Source organism: Bradyrhizobium sp. USDA 4541, assembly GCF_024171085.1.
GTDB lineage: Bacteria > Pseudomonadota > Alphaproteobacteria > Rhizobiales > Xanthobacteraceae > Bradyrhizobium > Bradyrhizobium australafricanum.
Genome location: NZ_JALJZF010000001.1, coordinates 3,198,373 through 3,217,736, shown reverse-complemented (window position 1 = coordinate 3,217,736; position 19,364 = coordinate 3,198,373). Strand labels below are relative to the sequence as shown.

21 protein-coding genes are annotated in these 19,364 nt (G+C 63.8%); 10 read left to right on the top strand and 11 right to left on the bottom strand.

The features are described from left to right. Positions 1-38: 38 nt before the first annotated feature. From J2R80_RS15090 to J2R80_RS15075, 4 genes are all read right to left on the bottom strand, one after another. Entirely contained in the window at positions 39-1,337 is a 1,299-nt protein-coding gene (locus tag J2R80_RS15090; RefSeq protein ID WP_253638813.1) for a phospholipid carrier-dependent glycosyltransferase, read from the bottom strand. 289 nt (positions 1,338-1,626) lie between these two features. Next, positions 1,627-2,115: a VOC family protein gene (locus J2R80_RS15085; RefSeq protein WP_141340500.1), complete on the bottom strand. Its 489-nt coding sequence runs from the start codon at positions 2,113-2,115 to the stop codon at positions 1,627-1,629. Between the two features lie 29 nt (positions 2,116-2,144). Then, a complete protein-coding gene (locus tag J2R80_RS15080) occupies positions 2,145-2,582 on the bottom strand; it encodes a VOC family protein (protein WP_057016942.1) in 438 nt (145 codons plus the stop codon). A gap of 106 nt (positions 2,583-2,688) precedes the next feature. Next, positions 2,689-3,705: an alpha/beta hydrolase gene (locus tag J2R80_RS15075; RefSeq protein WP_253638812.1), complete on the bottom strand. Its 1,017-nt coding sequence runs from the start codon at positions 3,703-3,705 to the stop codon at positions 2,689-2,691. Between the two features lie 216 nt (positions 3,706-3,921). Between J2R80_RS15075 and J2R80_RS15070 the strand changes: the two genes are divergently transcribed. Next, the gene (locus tag J2R80_RS15070; protein ID WP_141340498.1) at positions 3,922-5,448 is read left to right on the top strand and encodes an amidohydrolase family protein; all 1,527 of its coding nucleotides are present in this window, start codon (positions 3,922-3,924) and stop codon (positions 5,446-5,448) included. A 129-nt stretch (positions 5,449-5,577) separates the two neighbouring features. On the opposite strand, the gene J2R80_RS15065 is transcribed toward J2R80_RS15070, so the two are convergent. Both J2R80_RS15065 and J2R80_RS15060 read right to left on the bottom strand, forming a co-directional pair. Then, the gene (locus tag J2R80_RS15065) at positions 5,578-6,315 is read right to left on the bottom strand and encodes an enoyl-CoA hydratase/isomerase family protein (protein WP_253638811.1); all 738 of its coding nucleotides are present in this window, start codon (positions 6,313-6,315) and stop codon (positions 5,578-5,580) included. Between the two features lie 74 nt (positions 6,316-6,389). Then, a complete protein-coding gene (locus tag J2R80_RS15060; protein ID WP_028338582.1) occupies positions 6,390-6,908 on the bottom strand; it encodes a cupin domain-containing protein in 519 nt (172 codons plus the stop codon). A 146-nt stretch (positions 6,909-7,054) separates the two neighbouring features. Here J2R80_RS15060 and J2R80_RS15055 point away from each other — a divergent pair, with 146 nt between their 5' ends. Next, a complete protein-coding gene (locus tag J2R80_RS15055; protein WP_057016940.1) occupies positions 7,055-7,258 on the top strand; it encodes a CsbD family protein in 204 nt (67 codons plus the stop codon). Between the two features lie 57 nt (positions 7,259-7,315). Here J2R80_RS15055 and J2R80_RS15050 read toward each other — a convergent pair whose 3' ends face one another. The 3 genes from J2R80_RS15050 to ggt all read right to left on the bottom strand — a co-directional run bounded on the left by J2R80_RS15050 (position 7,316) and on the right by ggt (position 10,660). Then, positions 7,316-8,305 (bottom strand): D-2-hydroxyacid dehydrogenase family protein, encoded by a 990-nt coding sequence (locus J2R80_RS15050; protein WP_253638810.1) that lies wholly within the window; start codon positions 8,303-8,305, stop codon positions 7,316-7,318. A 46-nt stretch (positions 8,306-8,351) separates the two neighbouring features. Beyond that, a complete protein-coding gene (locus tag J2R80_RS15045; RefSeq protein WP_246786590.1) occupies positions 8,352-8,810 on the bottom strand; it encodes an FKBP-type peptidyl-prolyl cis-trans isomerase in 459 nt (152 codons plus the stop codon). Positions 8,811-9,073: 263 nt separating this feature from the next. Further along, the gene (gene ggt / locus J2R80_RS15040) at positions 9,074-10,660 is read right to left on the bottom strand and encodes a gamma-glutamyltransferase (RefSeq protein WP_076826098.1); all 1,587 of its coding nucleotides are present in this window, start codon (positions 10,658-10,660) and stop codon (positions 9,074-9,076) included. A 181-nt stretch (positions 10,661-10,841) separates the two neighbouring features. Between ggt and J2R80_RS15035 the strand changes: the two genes are divergently transcribed. Both J2R80_RS15035 and J2R80_RS15030 read left to right on the top strand, forming a co-directional pair. Next, positions 10,842-11,633 carry a rhodanese-related sulfurtransferase gene (locus tag J2R80_RS15035; RefSeq protein ID WP_141340496.1) on the top strand — a complete coding sequence of 264 codons (792 nt, stop codon included), beginning with the start codon at positions 10,842-10,844 and terminating at the stop codon, positions 11,631-11,633. After that, entirely contained in the window at positions 11,626-11,841 is a 216-nt protein-coding gene (locus J2R80_RS15030) for a SlyX family protein (RefSeq protein ID WP_028333247.1), read from the top strand. Before J2R80_RS15035 ends, J2R80_RS15030 begins: the two co-directional genes overlap by 8 nt. 29 nt (positions 11,842-11,870) lie before the next feature. Here the strand turns inward: J2R80_RS15030 and J2R80_RS15025 are convergent, their stop codons facing one another. Next, positions 11,871-12,758: a LysR family transcriptional regulator gene (locus tag J2R80_RS15025; RefSeq protein ID WP_229189553.1), complete on the bottom strand. Its 888-nt coding sequence runs from the start codon at positions 12,756-12,758 to the stop codon at positions 11,871-11,873. Between the two features lie 381 nt (positions 12,759-13,139). Between J2R80_RS15025 and J2R80_RS15020 the strand changes: the two genes are divergently transcribed. The 5 genes from J2R80_RS15020 to J2R80_RS15000 all read left to right on the top strand — a co-directional run bounded on the left by J2R80_RS15020 (position 13,140) and on the right by J2R80_RS15000 (position 17,797). Then, positions 13,140-13,553, top strand: coding sequence for a TadE/TadG family type IV pilus assembly protein (locus tag J2R80_RS15020; RefSeq protein ID WP_057016934.1), 414 nt, complete (start codon positions 13,140-13,142; stop codon positions 13,551-13,553). 1 nt (position 13,554) lies between these two features. Further along, entirely contained in the window at positions 13,555-15,225 is a 1,671-nt protein-coding gene (locus tag J2R80_RS15015) for a pilus assembly protein TadG-related protein (protein ID WP_141340495.1), read from the top strand. 105 nt (positions 15,226-15,330) lie between these two features. Beyond that, entirely contained in the window at positions 15,331-16,476 is a 1,146-nt protein-coding gene (locus J2R80_RS15010) for an IS630 family transposase (RefSeq protein ID WP_253638809.1), read from the top strand. Positions 16,477-16,576: 100 nt separating this feature from the next. Then, a protein-coding gene (locus J2R80_RS15005; RefSeq protein WP_139481326.1) for an IS5 family transposase occupies positions 16,577-17,340 on the top strand; the annotation gives its coding sequence in 2 pieces (ribosomal slippage) (positions 16,577-16,912 and positions 16,915-17,340; 762 coding nt in all). 169 nt (positions 17,341-17,509) lie between these two features. After that, positions 17,510-17,797: a PilZ domain-containing protein gene (locus tag J2R80_RS15000; RefSeq protein ID WP_229189556.1), complete on the top strand. Its 288-nt coding sequence runs from the start codon at positions 17,510-17,512 to the stop codon at positions 17,795-17,797. A gap of 123 nt (positions 17,798-17,920) precedes the next feature. On the opposite strand, the gene J2R80_RS14995 is transcribed toward J2R80_RS15000, so the two are convergent. Beyond that, entirely contained in the window at positions 17,921-18,106 is a 186-nt protein-coding gene (locus tag J2R80_RS14995; RefSeq protein WP_028333252.1) for a hypothetical protein, read from the bottom strand. 121 nt (positions 18,107-18,227) lie between these two features. Here J2R80_RS14995 and hemE point away from each other — a divergent pair, with 121 nt between their 5' ends. Beyond that, entirely contained in the window at positions 18,228-19,274 is a 1,047-nt protein-coding gene (gene hemE, locus J2R80_RS14990) for a uroporphyrinogen decarboxylase (protein ID WP_057016932.1), read from the top strand. The last annotated feature ends 90 nt before the right edge of the window (positions 19,275-19,364 follow it).

The following is a 19,364-nucleotide window of genomic DNA, read 5'->3' as shown; positions in this document are numbered from 1 at the left end:
TGCCATGCCCGGCAGGCGGATCACTACTTCAAAGACCGTCATATCCAGCCCTGAAACAGCATCAGGCGGTTGAACGTCGCCATCGACGTCTCGATGACAGCGGCCGTGACCGGCAGCATCGCAACAAACCCTACGCATCCAACCGCAACGAACGCCCACAGCAGCCAGCGCGGCGCACCCTTGCGCGTCAAGGCGTAGACCAGCACGAAACTCGCGGTGGTCGCCGCGGGGAGATAGTAATAGATGAAACCGAGCGTGCGCGGCAGCAGCGCCCAGGCGAGATACGGGCCGAGGTAGAACGCCAGCACGAGAAATGCATCACGGCCGCGCCCGACGATCCAGTCGCGCAGCGCAATGATCAGCGCGATCAATGCCGGCCACAGCACCAGCGGGTTGCCGAGAAGCACGATCGCGGCGAACCTGTCATCGCCGACCTTCTCGAACAGGTACCAGACCGGGCGCACCAGGAACGGCCAGGACGGCCATGAGCTCATATAGGTGTGGCCCGCGATGGCGGCCGTGGTGTTGTCGGCAAAGATGCGACGCTGCGCCTCCATGATATCCGTGAACGAGAGGCCGTAGAGCGGCACGAAGGTCGCGAGATAGACGGCCGCCGGGATCAGCACGAAGCAGACCATGAAGTGCGGAACACGAAAATCCGGCCACAGCTCCGGCCGGTACCACGCATTGGCGTCGGCAAAGCGCGTGCGCCAGCCCTGCATCAAGCGGATCGCAGCGACGATCGCGATGCAGGTCGCGAGCACGAACAGCCCGCTCCATTTGCAGGCACTGGCAAGCCCCGCGAACAGCCCCGCCAGCGCAAGGGCGAATTGCGGCTGCTGTTGCCTGAAGCCGTGGACGAACGCCGCGATCGCGAACAGGCCGAAAGCGAGCGCGAAAATATCCAGCATCGCGATCCGCGACTGCACGAACAGCATCTGGTTGAAGAAGGCGAGCAGCGCGGCAGCGATCGCGCGTTGCTGCGACGCGAACAGCGCAAGCCCGCCGAGATAGACGCCGACCAGCGCCAGCGCACCGAACAGCGCCGCGGGATAGCGCCATCCCAGCGGCCCATCGCCGAATGCCTTGATCGAGAGGGCGATGATCTCCTTGGCAAGCGGCGGATGCATCGGATTGAGGATCGGGCCCTCGCGCACCGGCAGCAGCATCTGCCGCGCCGCCGGCACGTAATGCACCTCGTCGAAATAGAGCTTGTCCGGCGCCGTGATCCCGAGCAGCAGCACGACATGGGCGACGATGAAGACGATTGCTGCGACGATCGCCGTGCGCGCGGCGGGACGTCGCGGAACAGAAGGAGATTTGGATACGGTGTTCAAAGGGCAAGCATGGTGCGAGGGGAACACAGCTTGTGACAAATATACGATATCAGCTGCATCCGCGATCCGTCGCCACGGTCATGTGACGGAACCATCGATGCCCATACTGTCATGCCCCGCTTCATGCGGGCATCGAGTACGCCGCGGCCTGTCGGCCGAGCACCGAAATCTCTGGAATGCTGGATCGCCCGGTCCCGTCTACGCCAAGGCTTCGACGAGGCCACGAATCCCTGGCTCGCCGAAGCTTTAGCGAAGGCGGCGAGCCGGGCGGTGCCAGCGAAGCCCTGCCTTACGCCGCCGCGTCGCCCTCATAGGCCTGGCGCAGACCTTCGATATCGAGCTTGATCATCCCGAGCACGGCCTGCATCACGCGCGCAGCGCCGCCGGCGTCGGACCCGCCGAGATATTGGCGGACCGCCGCCGGCACGATCTGCCATGCGACGCCATAGCGATCGCGCAGCCAGCCACACTGCTCGGCGGTGCCGCCGGCCGCGAGCAACGCGTCCCACAGGCGATCGACCTCGGCCTGGTCGACACAGTCGATCGCGAACGAGACCGCGTGGGTATGCTCCATCCTCATCCCGCCGTTCAGCGCCATGAAGCGCTGACCGGCGAGCGTGAATTCGACCAGCAGCACCGTGCCGGCCTTTCCGCCGGGGCTGTCGATGACATTCTTCTGGACGGTCTCGATCCGCGAACCGGGCAGCAGCGAGACGTAGAAGTTCGCGGCCTCCTCGGCCTCGCCGTTGAACCACAGGCAGGGAGATACCTTCGACATGCTGAGCTCCTCGTGATGGCGGGATGCGATCAGGCGGTCGCCGCGGCGGACTGCGCCTTCATCGCCGCCTCGACGTCCATCCACATCACTTCCCAGATGTGACCATCGGGATCCTCGAAGCTGCGGCCGTACATGAAGCCGTAATCCTGCTGCGGCGACGGATCGGCGCTGCCGCCCGCGCCCGTTGCCTTGGCGACGTAGCCGTCGACCGCGTCGCGGCTGTCGGCGGACAGGCAGATCAGCACTTCGCTCGTGGTTTTGGTGTCGGCAATTTTCTTCGGGGTGAATTCGCGGAACTTGTCGTGCGTCAGCAGCATGACGTGAATCGTGTCGGAGATCACCATGCAGGAGGCGGTGTGGTCGGAAAATTGCGCGTTCTTGGTCGCGCCGATCGCCTCATAGAAGGCGGTCGCGTGGGCGAGATTGCTGACCGGCAGGTTGACGAAGATCATTGTCGGCTTGGCCATGAAAGGCGCTCCTTTTCGCGGGGTTGTGCCCCGAGGACGAACCGCCTCGCCGCGTCCCGACATCACCGCGCCGATTTTTCTTGCGGCGTCCTGCCGCAGGGTGACGTCAGGTCACAATCGGTGTCGGCATGGTCAGGAATGCCCGCGTCACATGCCAGAACAGCTCCCGATTGGTGGCAAGCGCCACCGAATGGGCGGTGCCGGGCAGGATGATGAACTGCCGATCGCCGTTCGGCAGCTTGTTGAAGAACTCCTCGAGGTCCGGAACCGCGGCGATGCCGTCATATTCGCCGCGAACCAGCAGCACCGGCGCCAGCACCTTCTCCGGATGCACCACCGGCAAATTGGCGGTCATGTCGAGATAGGTGCCGGTCGGGATCTGGTCGCCGAACTGCATCTCGACATCGGCCAGCAGCTCGACCACGGCGGGGTCCGACGTGCCGGGCCTGTCGCGGGTCGCGATCGAGCGGATCATGTCGCGGTCGCGCTTGCGCATGTTGTGGCTGCGGTAATAGGCGAGTTGCTCGGCGCGCTTTGCCAGCGTCGGCGAGCCCTCCCCCTTGTAGGTGAAGGCCGCGAACACCAGCCGGTCGATGCGCTCGGGTGCGGCCATCGCGAATGCGCCGGCCCGCAGCGCGCCCGAGGATTCGCCGACGAAGTGATATCGCTCCTGCCCGGTCTCGCGCGCGATCACCTCGACCGCGGCCTTCAGATCCTCGACGCCGCTCGCGATGTCCGCATTGCCCGACGTGCGGCCGGACTTGCCGTAGTTCTCGTGGTCCATGGTCCAGCAATCGAAGCCGTAGCGGGCAAATGTGTTCAGCAGCGAATACTCGCCCTTGCCCGGCACCGTGAGGTCGAACACCCGCGATGTCACCGACGAGCCGTGGACGAAGAACACCACGGGCCGCGCCGGCTCGCCCGGCTTCGGCGCGCCGATCCGCTTGCGGAACATCCACAAGGGGATGTCATCCTTCTTCGCCCAGTATTCGTTGCTCCATATTTCTCCTTCGGCAGGAACCGCGGTGGCGGCCCGTGCCGACGCTGCGCCGAACACGCCGGCGGCCGTTGCAATGCCGATGCCTTTGATCATGCTGCGCCGCGAATGGTCAGATGACATCATGGTTCGCTCCCTTCCGGATTTCTTCGTCCGATACGGCGCGATCGAGCATAGCAGCGGGCATGTCCGGTTGCGCGACGGGCGCATCTCGCCTCCGCCAATCCGATGCACGATTTTGTGAATGCGTTTTCCGGCAAACGGCGCGGACGACGGGCGGACTTGGTCCTAGTCTCCGCGGCGATCCGACCGGAAAAATCCGGCGAGAAGTGGGAGCGAAGAATGAGCAGCAATCTCACCGACGATGAACTTGCCGCCTTGATGCCCTCCGAACTGTGCCAGCACCAGACGCCGATCCCGACCCAGATCGTCTCCAGCGACGAATTCTATCCCGATCCGCAGAACGAACGTCAGCGCGAGGTCGAGGCGCGGCTGCTCGCGATGGCCGACGATCTCGGCGGCAAGCAGGGCCTCGACCGCCGCAGATTCTTCCAGACCGCGGCCGGCATGGCCGCCTGCTTCGTCGCGATGAACCAGGTCTATGGGGAGCTGTTCGCCGTGACGCCGGCGGAGGCCGCGACACCCGCAATGGCGCAGGAGCGCGCCAACTCCCTCAAAGACCAGTTCATCATGGACATGCACACGCATTTCCTGCGCGACGACACCCGCATCATGGGTTTTGTGGAAATGCGCAAGGCGGTCGGCAAGGCCGGCTGGAACAAGGAGCTCAACGATCACGAGCAGACCATCGAGGATCTCAAGTTCGACAACTACAAGAAGGAGATGTTTCTCGATTCCGACACCAAGATCGCGCTGATCTCCTCGGCGCCGTCGGATATCGAGCAGGACTGGTTCCTGACCAACGAGCAGATGGCCGACGCGCGCAAGAAAATGAACGACGAGGCCGGCTCGCGGCGCGTGTTCTGCCACGCCATCTTCACGCCCGGGCAGCCCGGCTGGCTCGACAAGCTCGACGCCGCATTGGCGCTGAAGCCGGAATCCTGCAAGGGCTACACGATCGGCGACAACACCCACAAGGAGATCAGCCGCTACCCCTGGCGGCTGGACGACGAGAAGGTCGCCTACAAGGGTTATGAGAAGATGGTGAAGGCGGGCATCAAGAACGTCTGCGTCCACAAGGGACTGTTTCCGCCCGGGATAGAGAAGCAGTATCCGAATCTGCGCGGCTTCGCCGACGTTGCCGATGTCGGAAAGGCCGCCAAGGACTGGCCGCAGCTCAACTTCATCATCTACCACTCGGCCTATCGCCATGTCGGCGGCGATCCGAAGGTCGCGCTCGCCGAGTTCGAGCGCACCGGCCGCATCGCCTGGACCTCGGATCTCGCCGACATCCCGGCGCAGTACGGCGTCAACAATGTCTATGGCGACGTCGGACAATTGTTCGCGACCACGCTGGTCGCCGAGCCCAATGTCTGCGCCGCGCTGATGGGTACCTTGATCAAGGGGCTCGGCGCCGACCACGTCTGCTGGGGTACCGATGCGCTGTGGACCGGCGCGCCGCAATGGCAAATCGAGGGCCTGCGGCGGCTGGAGATCCCCGAGATGATGCAGAAGAAGTTCGGCTATGCACCGCTCGGCCCCGCCGACGGGCCGGTGAAGACGGCGATCTTCGGCGACAACAACGCCCGGCTCTACAACATCCAGCCGAAGCGCGCGATGCTCGACCTCAAGGGCGATCGCTTTGCGATGATGAAGGCGCAGTATGAGAAGGCTGGCGTAGAGCCGTCGAACACGCGTTACGGCTATGTGGTGCCGAACGGTGTGATCGATCACCGGGTGTTTGCGTAGGGGTTAGGCCCCGTCATTGCGAGCGCAGCGAAGCAATCCATATCTCTGCTCGGGGACAGATGGATTGCTTCGTCACAGCGCAAAATTGCTTGCAATTTTGTCGCGAGCCCCTCGCAATGACGGAAAAGGTCATCGCCCCGTAAATCTCGGCTTGCGCTTCTCGCTGAACGCCCTGGCGCCTTCCTTGAGGTCGTCGCTGTCCTTGATGGCGTCGAGCTGCCGGCGCACCTCGGCGACCGTCTCCAGCGGCCCCTTCGGCATCGCGTCACGGGCGAGCTTCTTGAGCGCCTGCACCACCAGCGGCGCGTTGCCCGCGATCTTGGTCGCCAGCTCCAGCGCCGCCGCAAGGTGCTGCCCCGGTGGCGTGATGCGGTTAACGAAGCCGATCTGGTAGGCCCGCTCGGCCGACAGCTCCTCGCCGACAAGCAGGAACTCCATCGCGATCTTGTGCGGCATGCGGGCCAGCACCGAGGAGACACCGCCGCCGGTGGTGCCGATCTTGGCTTCCGGATAGACGAACCGCGTCGTCTCCGAGGCGACGCAGATGTCGGCCATCTGCACCAGAACGAAGCCGCCGCCCACCACCCAGCCCGACGTCGCCGCGATCACTGGCTTGTCGAGCTCGACACCGAGCCCGGGCACCGCCTGCCACATATTGGCGGGGAAATCCCGGACGTCGGCGCCGACACAGAAGTACTTCTCCTCGGCCGAAGCCAGCACCGCGACGCGGTCATCGCTGTCGCGAAAGCGCCGCCAGGCTTGCTGCAACTCGTCGCACAGCGCATTGTTGAGCGCGTTGTGCGAGGAGACGCGGTCCATCGTGATGGTCGCGACGTGGTCGGCGCTCTCGTAACGCACGAGCGTCATGCTGGCCTCCTCCCCCGGACTGTCATTCCGGGGCACGCGAAGCGTGAACCGGAATCTCGACGCAAATGTCGCGGCTATTTCTTCTCGTCGGGATGGCGGTGCACCGGGTCGACCCACAGCACGGTCTCCGGCTTCTCGATCGGCTCGATATCGAGGTTGATCGCAACCGCCTCGCCGTCGGAGCGCACCAGCACGCATTCCAGCACCTCGTCGCGGCTGGCATTGATCTCCTGATGCGGCACGTAGGGCGGCACGAAGATGAAATCGCCGGGGCCGGCCTCGGCGGTGAACTGCAGCTTCTCGCCCCAGCGCATCCGCGCCTTGCCCTTCACGACATAGATGATGCTTTCGAGATGGCCGTGATGATGCGCGCCGGTCTTGGCATCCGGCTTGATGCTGACGGTGCCTGCCCACAATTTCTGCGCCCCGACCCGGGCAAAATTGATCGCGGCCTTGCGGTCCATGCCGGCGGTCGACGGCACGTTCGGATCGAGCTGGTTGCCGGGAATCACGCGGACGCCGTCGTGCTTCCAGCGCTCGTCGTCGTGATGGTGATGGTCGTGGGAATGGGTGTGATCGTGGGAACCGCTCATCATTCTTGCTTTCGTTGGCCTGATTTCGTGCGTGGAACGCTAGCGAAAAGCAGCCGCGCAGGCGAGCGGAAAATCGGAACCTCGCCGAATCGGAACATCGCCATGTTCCGGCGCGTTACCTCAGCGTATTCCGAAGGAGTAATTTCATGGGTAGCGCGACCGATAGGATCAAGGGCACGGCCAACGAGGCGATCGGCAGGTTCAAGCGGCGTCTTGGCAAGGTCACCGGCTCTCCGGCGATGCAGGGCCGAGGCGCGATCCTGGAAGCCAAGGGCAAGGGACAGAAGGCACTCGGCGGCATCAAGAGGATTGTCGGCAGGGTGACCTCAGCGGCTCACTGGCCTCGCTGAACGAGAGATGACACGGCCGCCCCATCAAGCCGGCCGATCGAGCATGAACGACGCTGCTCAGCCGCGCGGGCGCGGATGCGCCAGCACATCCGGGTTCACGACATTGGTCGGCGTGCCGGCCGCGTAGGCCAATATCTGGTCGAAGATGTCGGTGAACTGGATTTCGTACTCGTCGCGCGAGACGTAGCCGAGATGCGGCGTGCAGACCACATTGTCCATGTTGAGCAGCGGGTCCGCCGTGTCGCGCAGCGGCTCCTTCTCGTAGACGTCGATCGCGGCCATGCCTGGCCGGCCGGCACGCAACGCATTGACCAGCGCGCCGGGCTCGATCAGCGGCGCGCGGCTGGTGTTGACGATCAGCGCGGTCTGCTTCATCCGCGCGAGGTCTTCCGCCTTGACGATGCCGCGCGTCGCGTCGACCAGCCGCATATGCAGCGACAGCACGTCGCAGCGGGCGAAGAAATCCGCCTTGCTGGCTGATGTCTCATAGCCGTCGGCACGCGCCTTCGCCATCGCCGGCTCGCGCGCCCAGACCAGCACGTTCATGCCGAACGCCTTGCCATAGCCCGCGACCACGGCGCCGATGCGGCCGTAGCCATAGATGCCGAGCGTCTTGCCGCGCAGCGTATGACCGACGCCGATCTGCCACTTGCCGGACTTGAGTGCCGCCATCTGTTGCGGGATCGCGCGCATCGCCGCGAGGATCATGCCCCAGGTGAACTCGGCAGTGGCGTAGGACGGCGTATCGGCATGCTGGCTCGACGACACGATGATGCCGAGCCGCGTGCAGGTGTCGATGTCGATATGCGGATAGACGCTGCGCTGGCTGATCAGCTTCAGCTTCGGCAGACGTTCGAGCAGCGGGGTGCGGATCTGGGTGCGCTCGCGGATCAGGACCAGCGCGTCGGTATCGCGCAGCCGTTCGGCGAGCGCATCGACGTCCTGGACATGATCGTTCCAGATCTTGACGTCATACCCGTCGAGCTTGCGGTAGCAATCGAGGGTGCGCAGCGTGTCGAAATAATCGTCGAGGATCGAAATCTTCATCGCTGCGCCCCTGTTGCTGTGGGCCGGTTACTTGACGCCCATCGGCTTATTTGACGCCAAGCAGTTCGACGTCGAACAACAGCGTGGCGTTCGGCGGGATCACGCCGCCGGCGCCGCGCGCGCCGTAGCCGAGGTTCGGCGGGATGATCAGGGTGCGCTTGCCGCCGACCTTCATGGTGGCGACGCCCTCGTCCCAGCCCTTGATCACGTGACCCTGGCCGATCGGAAACTCGAACGGCTCGTTGCGATCGACGGAGGAGTCGAATTTCTTGCCCTTCTGGCCGTTCTCGTAGAGCCAGCCGGTATAGTGCATGACGCAGGTCTGGCCGGTCTTCGGCGAGGCGCCGGTGCCGACCTTGCTGTCGATGATCTGGAGGCCTGAAGCTGTGGTCATGGGCTTTCCTGCAGTTTGGGCCGTTGCCGACCCGCTGACAACGGACGTGGAGACTGCCGCCGCGAGGCCGGCGAATGCAGTCTTGATGATCGTGCGTCGGGAAGATCGCATCTTGCACCTCTCGTGAAGGACGGCCGTCTCTAGCCCAGTGCGGGTCGAATCCCTAGCCATTTTTCAGTGACCGGCCATGCCGCCGTCGCGGTCCAGCGCAAAATCGCCGATCAATGGCGACGACGCGCCCGCGATGAGATCACCGATCAGTTGCGCCGCCAGATACGAGTAGGTGATGCCGGTGACGGGCTTCCGCGGGGCAGGACTAGCACCATCCCCGCGACAACACCTTGTTTCCGCCGGCCCCTGATCGGCCGCGACAATCAGTAGCCGAGCGCGCAGCCGTCCTTGCGCGGATCGGAGCCGCCGGTCAGCGTCCCCTTGTCCCAATCGATCCAGATGCCCTGCCCGCCGCCGAGCGGCGCGACCACGCTGGTGGTCTTGTGACCGATCTTCTTCAGGCCTTCGACGATCTCCGCCGGCACAGAGTCCTCGAGCTGGTAGACGCCTTCGTAGTGCAGGCCGCGCGGCATATCGATGGCTTCCTGAATGTCGCAGCCATAGTCGAGCATGTTGGTCAGCACACGGGTCTGGCCGACCGGCTGGTACTGCCCGCCCATCACGCCGTACGGCATCAGCGCACGGCCGTTCCTGGTGACCAGCGCCGGGATGATGGTGTGCAGCGGACGCTTGCCCGGTGCGATGCAATTCGGATGTCCGGGCTGGATGCGGAAGCCGCCGGCGCGGTTCTGCAGCAGGACGCCGGTCTTGTTGGAGACGATCGCCGAGCCGAACGAATGCGCGATCGAATTGATGAACGAGCAGACGTTGCGATCCTTGTCGACCACCGTGATGTAGACCGTCGACGGATTCATCGGCGGCGCGACGTTCGGCAGTTCGAGCAGCCGGTCCATCCGGATGTTCTTGATGTGCTCTTCGGCGAATTCCCTGGCGAGGATGCCGGCAACGTCGACATGCACGTGCTGGGGATCGCCGATATGCTGCTCGCGCATCATGTAGGCGATGCGTGCCGCCTCGGCCTCGAGATGGAAGCGCTCGATGCTGAGCGGCTTGAACTTGGTCAGGTCGAAGCGCGACAGGATGTTGAGCATGACCAGCATGGTGATGCCGGGGCCGTTCGGCGGGCACTGCCAGACGTCGTAGCCCTTGTACATCGTGCCGATCGGCGAGGTCGCCTCGGTCGAGTGCGCGGCGAAGTCCTCGAGCGTGTGCAGGCCGCCGATGCCGCGCAGCGTGTCGACCATGTCGGCGGCGATCTCGCCGCTATAGAAGGCGTCGCGGCCCTTTTGCGCGATCGCGCGCAGCGTCTTGCCGAGCTCGGGCTGGCGGATCACGTCGCCGGCAACCGCGGGCCTGCCGTGCGGCAACAGATAGCGCTCGGTGTTGGTGCCGTTCTTCAGCTTCTCGAAGCCGTTCTTCCAGTCGAAGGCGATGCGCGGCGCGACCACGTAGCCCTCTTCGGCGGCCTTGATCGCGGGCTGCAGCAGCCGGTCGAAGCCGAACTTGCCGTGGTCCTTCAGGATCACGTCCCAGGCATCGACCGCGCCGGGAATGCTGACCGCATGTGCCGAGGTCAGCGGCACCGAATGGATCTTGCGCTCGAGATACCAGTCGGCGGTCGCCGCCATCGGCGCCCGGCCGCTGCCGTTATAGGCGGTGATCTTGCCTTCTCCCCGCGGCTGGATCAGCGCGAAGCAGTCGCCGCCGATGCCGGTCGATTGCGGCTCGATGACGCCGAGCAGCGCGCAGGCTGCAACCGCCGCGTCGGCGGCCGTGCCGCCCTCGCGCATCACCTCGATGGCCGCGAGCGCCGCTTCCGGATGCGACGTCGCCACCATCGCGTTCTGGGCGTGGACCGTGGAACGGCCGGCGAAATGGAAATTCCTCATAACGGAGTGCTCGCTTGATCGTGATGGTCTGATGCGGCTGCGGCGGATGATGCCAAGGGAGTACAAAGTACATGGCACACTCATCCCCGGCTGAGCAATGCCTGGCATGCCAGGGGAATTATCCCGACAATGCATGGCTTTGTGGGTTTCGCCGGCCTGGCCGGCCTGATAAACCCCGGCGATGCCCTTCAAGGTCGCCGCCTTCTACCAGTTCGCCGCGCTGCCGGACTTCCGCGCGCTGCGCGAGCCGCTGCGCGCGTTCTGCGCCGCGCTCGATCTCAAGGGCAGCGTGCTGCTCGCCCATGAGGGCATCAACGGCACCATTGCCGGCACCGACCAAGGCATCGATGACTTCGTTGCGGAGCTCAGGCACGGAGCGCTGTTCGGCGGCCGCCTCGACAATCTCGAGCTGAAGTTCTCCGAAGCGGCGCAGATGCCATTCCAGCGGCTCAAGGTGCGGCTGAAAAAGGAGATCGTCACGCTCGGCGACACCACGGTCGATCCGACGCGGCAGGTCGGCACCTATGTCGATGCCGCCGACTGGAACGAGCTGATCGCCGCGCCTGACATCGTGGTACTCGATACCCGCAACGCGTTCGAGGTCGCGATGGGCACGTTCGAAGGCGCGGTGGATCCCAGGATCGCGAGCTTTGGACAATTCAAGGAATTTGCGGCGCGAAACCTCGATCCGGCCAAGCACCGCAGGATTGCGATGTTCTGCACCGGCGGCATCCGCTGCGAGAAGGCCAGCGCCTATCTGCTCGCGCAAGGTTTTGCCGAGGTCTATCACCTCAAGGGCGGCATTCTGAAATATCTCGAGGAAACCCCGCAGCTGGACAGCCGCTGGCGCGGCGACTGTTTTGTGTTCGACGAGCGTGTCGCGCTCGGCCACGGCCTGCGCGAGCGTGCGGGTGCGCGTTCGAGCGACGCGGAGCGCGAGAGTACCCCCTGCGAGGCTGCCGTCCATGAATGACACGGCCAAGCTGAGCGAGCGGATCGATGCGCTGGAGGTTCGCCTGACCTATCAGGACGAGGCCATCGAGACGCTGAACCAGACCATCACGGCACAATGGAAGCAGATCGACGCGCTGACGCGCCAGATCGCCGAGTTGCGCGACCGGCTTCAGGAGGCCGAACGCCAGGCGCCCGGCCCCGCCAACGAACGCCCACCGCACTATTGATCGGTGCCGCCGGACCGCGGCAGCACCAGCTACATGTTGCTCACCTGACGCATCGGCTTCGCGCCGCTGAAGAACAGGCTGGACAACCGCTGCACCATCGCCGTGGCGCGGCTGCCTTCGAGACCAGGGCGAACGCACAGCAGGCGCTTCTGCAACGGAAGCTCCGGAAGATAATAGTCCTTCGCCGAGATCAGCGAGGACGGGATCATCCGCTCGGGGCACGCCGTCAGGCCGTACCCGGCCCGGGCGGCTTCCAGTCGCAGCTGGTGGTTCGGGCTCCTGAACACGATCTTGTACGTGATGTTGTGCTTGGTGAGCGTCCGGATCATCCAGTCGTCACCTGGCCAGGCCAGGATCGGGATCGGGGCGCCCGGCCGCAGCACAAAATCGCGCGATCGCACCCACACCGACCGCTCCTCGGCTTCGGCGGCGATCGTCACCTCGTCTTCGTTCTCCTGCGAAGGGTTGCTGTAGACGAACGCGATGTCGATGTAGCCGTCGATCACCCCCCTGATGACGGCCGGTGACATGTCGGCGTGCAGCAGAACGTCGGCGAGTGCATCGGAGGGATGCAGCTTCAGGAATTCCTCCGCGAGCATCGTGCTGATTCCCAGCCGCAACGGCTGGGGTCCTTCATGATTGCCGCCGAGCCGAAGCAGTTGATCGTTGGCTTCGAGGATGCGCCTCGCCTGCTGCACGGCGACCTTGCCGAGCTCGGTGGTCGTGGTGCCGTTTGCGGTTCTGACGAAGAGTGCGCCACCAATCAGGCTTTGCAGGCGCTTGACCTGCGAACTGATCGCCGGCTGGCTGAGGCCGAGACGCTCCCCGGCTTTCGACAGGCTGCCTGTCTCCGCGATCGCAACGACGGTACGAACGATTTCAGTAGGAATATTCAAATGCTGACGCGGTCTATGCATCGCGAGCCCTCCAGTCTCAGCACGGGACGCAATTCCAATCTCCACAGTATGCCATCAGGCTATACTAACATTTGGTTGCACTTTCGTTTAGCCACAATTACCCGCCAAGGCACTGATATTGCAGGTCATATGTATTGTTACGTGCATTGCTCCGCATATCACGGTATCCAACAACTACATCTCCACACGCTGCAGCACCTCAACCGCACCACACCCCGGGTTTTTGCGGGTATCGCATCAAATATTCTGATCGCCCCATAATGCTTCACTGACCCGATAAGTCTGAATTGCGGCCGCTGATTCGTGAAAGCGTTTTCATAGTTTTCCTTAATCAAAGCCTCGCAACGTGACGTCGTCGTTGGCGTTTCGAGGTGTGTTGCAATGACCAGTTTTTTTCGCTGCCGAAGCGGTGCGTCCGCCGTCGAATTCGCGCTGATGCTGCCGCTGTTTCTTGCCTTCATTTTCGGCATCATCGTCTTCGGCTCGTATCTCGCCATGGTGCATGGCGTTCAGCAACTCGCCGCCGAAGCGGCGCGGTCATCCATCGCGGGAATGACCGACACCGAACGCAACAGCCTCGCGACGAGCTATGTCACCGCCAACGCGTCGACCTATCCATTGCTCGTTCCCGGCAATCTCACGGTCAATGCCGCGCCGTCTCCATCGAATGCCAACGTCTACGTCGTGACGGTCAACTACAACGCGGCCGGCAACTTCATCTACAAGCTGCCCTTCGTCCCCGCCCCGGCGAGCACCATCGTCCGCTCCGCGGCGATTCAGTACGGGGGATTTTAGGATGAGAGGCGTCCTCATGCTGATGCGGCGCTTCGGCGCCGACGAACGAGGAAACTTCGCGATGATCAGCGCCGGCCTGATGACGCTCCTGATCGGGTGCGCCGGGCTCGCCATCGATCTCGGCACGATCTTCGCCGACCGGCGCAAGACGCAGAGCACCGCCGATCTCGCCGCGATCGTCGCCGCCGCCAACCTGAACAATCCGGTCAACGCCGCCACCGCGACGGTTACGCAGAACAAGTACCCGGCCAGTGCGCTGGTCAAGGTCGAGACAGGAACCTACACCGCAAACAGCGCCATCGCGCCGCAGGCCCGTTTCGTGACCCCGGCGGTCGGCACTCCCAACGCCGCGCGGGTCACGCTGAACACCCAGACCCCGCTCTACTTCGCGCGGTACCTCACCGGCGCGAGCAGCTTCACCATCAAGACGACCGCTACCGCGACATCGACCGAAATGGCCTCGTTCGCGATCGGGTCGAGGCTGCTCTCGGTCAACGGCGGCGCGCTCAATGCGCTGCTCGGCTCGATGCTCGGCACCACGCTGTCGCTCTCGGTGATGGACTACAATGCGCTGATCAGCGCCAAGATCGACGCCCTGGACTTCCTGTCGGCACTGGCGACCCGGGTCAACCTGACCGGCGTCACCTATAGCGACCTGCTGAGCAGCAACATCAAGGTCGGCGACATCGTCGCGTCGGCGCTGACCACCCAGCAGATCACCAACGGCGCCAACGCGGCGACCACAGCGCTGTCGACGATCTCCCAGGCCGTCACCGGCTCCACCACCAAGATTTCGCCGGGCACGCTGGTCGACCTCGGTCCCTTCGCCAATCTCACGGCGGGGCAGAAACCCAAGGTCGGCGCCAGCGTTTCGGTGTTCGACCTGATTTCCACGGTGGCCCAGATCGCCAACGGCAACCATCAGATCGCGACCTCGATCAATCTCGGCCTGCCCGGCATCGCCAACGTCTCCGTGATCGCAACGATCGGCGAGCGACCGGTCGGCTCGAGCTGGATCGCGATCGGCACCCAGGGTGTGAGCGTCCACACCGCGCAGACCAGGATCCTGGCGACGATCAATGTGCTCGGCTCCGGCACCGTGTCTGCGATCAATCTCCCGGTCTATGTCGAGGTCGCCTCGAGTACCGCGACACTCAACGCGGTGTCCTGCGGCCACCCCAACATCAACACCTCGCAGGTCACGATCGGCGTGACGCCTGGGATCGTGGATGCATGGATCGGCAACGTCACGATCGCCGACATGACCAACTTCACGACCAAGCCCAATCCGCCGCCGGCGACACTGGTCAACCTTGGTCTCGCCACCGTCACCGGCCTCGCCCATGCCGGCATGGGCAACACCACGCCGACCAATGTCAATTTCAGCTACAGCGACATCCAGTCGGGCACCAAGAAGACGGTGACGACGACCAACTTCCTTTCATCGCTGACAGGAAGTCTGCTCGGCGACCTCTCGCTGACCATCAATCTCGGCCCGCTCGGGCTGCCGATCCCGGGATTGGGGGCGCTCGTCATGAGCATCCTGAACGGCGTGACGAGTTCAGTCGATCAGGTGCTGGCGTCGCTGCTCGCGACGCTCGGCATCGGGCTCGGCCAGGTCGACGTTTGGGTGCTGGGCATCCGCTGCGATGGCGCCGTGCTGGTGAACTAGACGATCGATTCCATGAAACCTGCGTCATGGATCAGGCTGATTGGTGGAACGGACGGGTTGTTGGCGGATTCCTCGTTTGCGGTCGGCGAAACGAGGAGTTGTATCATGGCAGGATGGCGGCGAGCGGTCGAATTGGCCATGAGTGATGAAGAGATTGCGACCTTGACGACGCTTTCGCGGTCGAGAACCGAACTGGCGAGCCGGGTGTCGCGGGCGCAGATGCTGCTGGCGTATCGGGAAAATCCTTCGTTCTGCGCGGTGGGCCAGAAACTTGGGGTCCATCATCAGACGGTGCAGCGCTGTGTCGAGCGCGCGCTGGCCGATGGCCCGCTGGCGGCCCTCGACGATCGCCCGCGACCGGGCAAGGAACCAACCATCACACCTGAAGCCAAGGCCTGGTTGGTGTCGCTGGCGTGCGACAAGGCCAAGGACCACGGCTATCCACATGAGTTGTGGACGACGCGGCTCTTGGCGCGCCATGCGCGCGAACACGGGCCGGCGGCGGGGCATGCGTGTTTGGCCAGTTTGGTCCAGGGAACGGTGTGCAAGATCCTCGGCCAGGAGGAAATCAAGCCGCACAAGGTGCGTTACTATCTTGAAAACCGCGACGCCGAGTTCGAACAGAAGATGGCGGAGGTCCTGTGCGTCTATCGTGAAGTCCAAGTTCTGAAGAAAGCCTCTGCCAAGGGAAAGAGGCGGGGAAAGCCGGTGACGATCGTCTCCTGCGACGAGAAGCCGGGAATCCAGGCCATCGCAACGACGGCGTCGGATTTGCCGCCCAAGCCTGGTGTCCACGCCACCTTTGCGCGCGACCATGAATACAAACGCCATGGCACGCTCAGCCTGTTGGCTGGGATCGATCTGCTCACCGGTAAGGTCCACGCCGTTGTCAAAGACCGTCACCGCAGTCGAGAGTTCATTGAACTCCTCAGGCTTATCGATGCCGCCTATCCGCCCAACACTGCGATCAAATTGATCCTCGACAATCATTCCGCGCACATCTCGCGAGAAACCAGAGCTTGGCTCGCCACTCGACCGGTTGGACGCTTCGAGCTCGCCTTCACTCCCAAGCACGGCTCGTGGCTCAATCTCATCGAGGGATTCTTCTCCAAGTTCGCCCGTTCAGTCCTGCGCCACATCCGGGTGGCCTCAAAACACGAACTCAAGGAGCGCATCATGGCCGGTATCGACGACGTCAATCGCCATCCGGTCATCCACACCTGGTCCTACAAACTCGCCGAGGCCGCCTGATATGATTCGAATCAAGAAAACGCTCACCTAGGTGGTGTGGACTCTAAGGATTCCCTTTTAGGCGCAAATCAGATTCAAGGCTGCTTTTGGGGAGGCCGCCTTGGGTGTGATGGACCGCTTGGTATTGAGCGACGCGACATGGGAGCGGATGGCGCCGCTGATCATCGGCCGGCCTGACCAGAAGGGTTCGACCGGACGGGACAACCGGATGTTTGTGGAGGGCGTACTTTGGATCGTGCGCACTGGCTCTCCCTGGCGTGATCTTCCGGAGGTGTTTGGAGACTGGAACAGCGTGTTTCGGCGCTTCAGTCGATGGAGCATCAAGGGGGTCTGGTGGCGCATATTCGAAGCGATGTCCGGTGATCCGGACTTCGAGTATCTGATCGTCGACTCCACCATCGTCCGGGCGCACCAGCACGCCGCTGGGGCGAAAAAAGGGGGTCTGAAGATCAGGCGATCGGTCGCTCGCGCGGTGGCCTGAGCACCAAGATACATATGGCCGTTCGCGGCCTGGGATGTCCCGTACGGTTCAAGCTCACCGCAGGTCAGAAGAGCGACGTACCGCAAGCCGCCGAATTGATCGAGGGATTACCTGCCCAGGTCGTCATGGCGGATACGGCTTATGACGCCGATCACTTGCGCCAGGCGATCGCTGCCAAAGGCGCGCTCGCCGTCATCCCCAACAACCCGTCACGTGCGCTCAAATATCCGCTGGACAAGCATCTCTATGCCCAGCGTCATCTCGTCGAATGCTGCTTCTCAAAACTCAAGCAGTTCCGCCGCGTCGCAACCCGCTTCGAAAAGACCGCCCGAAATTACCTGGCCGTCGTTACTCTCGCAGCCATCGTCTTATGGATGCGATAAATGTCCACACCACCTAGAGCATGATCCGGAAGAGTACGAAGCGGTTTTCCCTCGCGACAAACGCAAAGCGTTTGCGCGGAGATCATGCTCGAACAAGAAGCGAAAGCGCGACCATCGCGCTTGAGGGGACCGATCGCGACGGGCATCACATCGGGGGTAGGAGACTGCCGTGAGCACAACGATAAGATACAAGACCGACAGCCAACGAACGATCCTGCTGAAGCGCGGGACGATCTTCTTCCGCAACAGCAGTGTCGGATGTCTTGTGCTCAACCTCTCGACCGGCGGCGCGGGGCTCGCCGTGGAAAGCGACGTCGCAATCCCGCTCGCGTTCGACCTCGAGATCGAGAGCGAACCGATCCGGCGGCACTGCATTGTGGCCTGGCGCCTGGAGCGCCGGCTCGGCGTGACTTTCGAATCTGACCGGATGCAGCGCCCCGCAAGCGGCCCCGTCTAGACTATCCCGGCGATCACGGTATGCGGACGGGCCCGGTGCTCCGGGCCATCGCTCCGCGGCGAATAGTTCGCCGCATGTGGAACTCTCTTGGCATCGTGGTTAGCAGGCGCTGGCATACACCAGCTAATTGTCCCGATTGCCGTCGTGCTTTGACGGCGCGGGCTGCGTGGCGCTGACCGGATCGGAGGCCGGGAAGGTATCCTCGAGCCCCTCCTTCAGCCGGGTGCGGGCCTTGCGGTCGGCAGCCTGCGCCTCGTGCGGCTTCTCGGCATGCTTGTCGTGCGGGGCAGGATCGAATTTGTCGGCCATGTCGTCCCTCCATTCGGGGGACAACGCGGCCGCGCAAAGGGGGGTTCCAGAACCGCCTTGGCCCATTGCGCTGCAGCGTGTATCAGGGGCGCAAATTTGACCGTGATCAGGAACTATCCGCGTGCCCCAGGATCCCACCAAGAAGCCGCTCATCGACGTGCTATCGGGCCACCGCCAGGCCGTGCCGCCGCTCTGGATGATGCGGCAGGCCGGCCGCTATCTGCCGGAATATCGCGAGCTGCGCGCCAAGGCCGGCGGCTTCCTCGATCTCTGCTTCACGCCCGAATTCGCCGCCGAGGTCACGCTGCAGCCGATCCGCCGGTTCAACTTCGACGCCGCGATCATCTTCTCCGACATCCTGGTAATCCCCTACGCGCTCGGCCGCTCGGTGCGCTTCGAGGCCGGCGAAGGACCGCGGCTCGATCCGCTGGCAACGCCCGGCGAAATCGCGACGTTGGCAACCGATGCCAACTTCGACACGCTCGAGCCGGTTTTTGAAGCACTGCGCCGCGTCCGTCGCGAACTCGCCCCCGAGATCGCACTGATCGGCTTCTGCGGCGCACCGTGGACGGTTGCGACCTACATGGTGGCCGGACAGGGCACGCCGGACCAGGCACCCGCGCGGATGCTTGCCTACCGCCATCCGGATGCGTTCGCCAAGATCATCGACGTGCTGGTCGAGAACTCGATCCACTATCTCGTCGGCCAGTTGAAGGCCGGTGCCGACTGCCTGCAGATCTTCGACACCTGGGCCGGCGTGCTGCCGCCGCGCGAGTTCGCCCGCTGGGCGATCGAGCCGACCCGGCGCATCGTGGCCGGGGTGCGCAAGCAGGTCCCCGATGCCAGGATCATCGGCTTCCCGCGCGGCGCGGCAGGCATGCTGCCGGCCTATATCGAGCAAACCGGCGTCGATGCGGTCTCGATCGATTGGGCCACCGAGCCGTCGATGATCCGCGAGCGCGTGCAAAGCCGCGTCGCGGTGCAGGGCAATCTCGATCCGCTGGCCCTGATCGCCGGCGGCGCCGCGCTCGACCGCGCGGTGGACGATGTGCTGGAGAACTTCGGCAAGGGGCGGATGATCTTCAATCTCGGGCACGGCATCCTCCCCGAGACGCCGATCGCCCATGTCGAGCAGATGGTCGCACGGGTGCGCGCGTATAAGGGCTGACGTCCAGTCGCCCACTCTATCACCGTCACCGCGCAAAGGCTTCGCCTTTGTCGCTGGAGGAGCGCGCTCTTGCGCGCGTCTCGAAGGGTC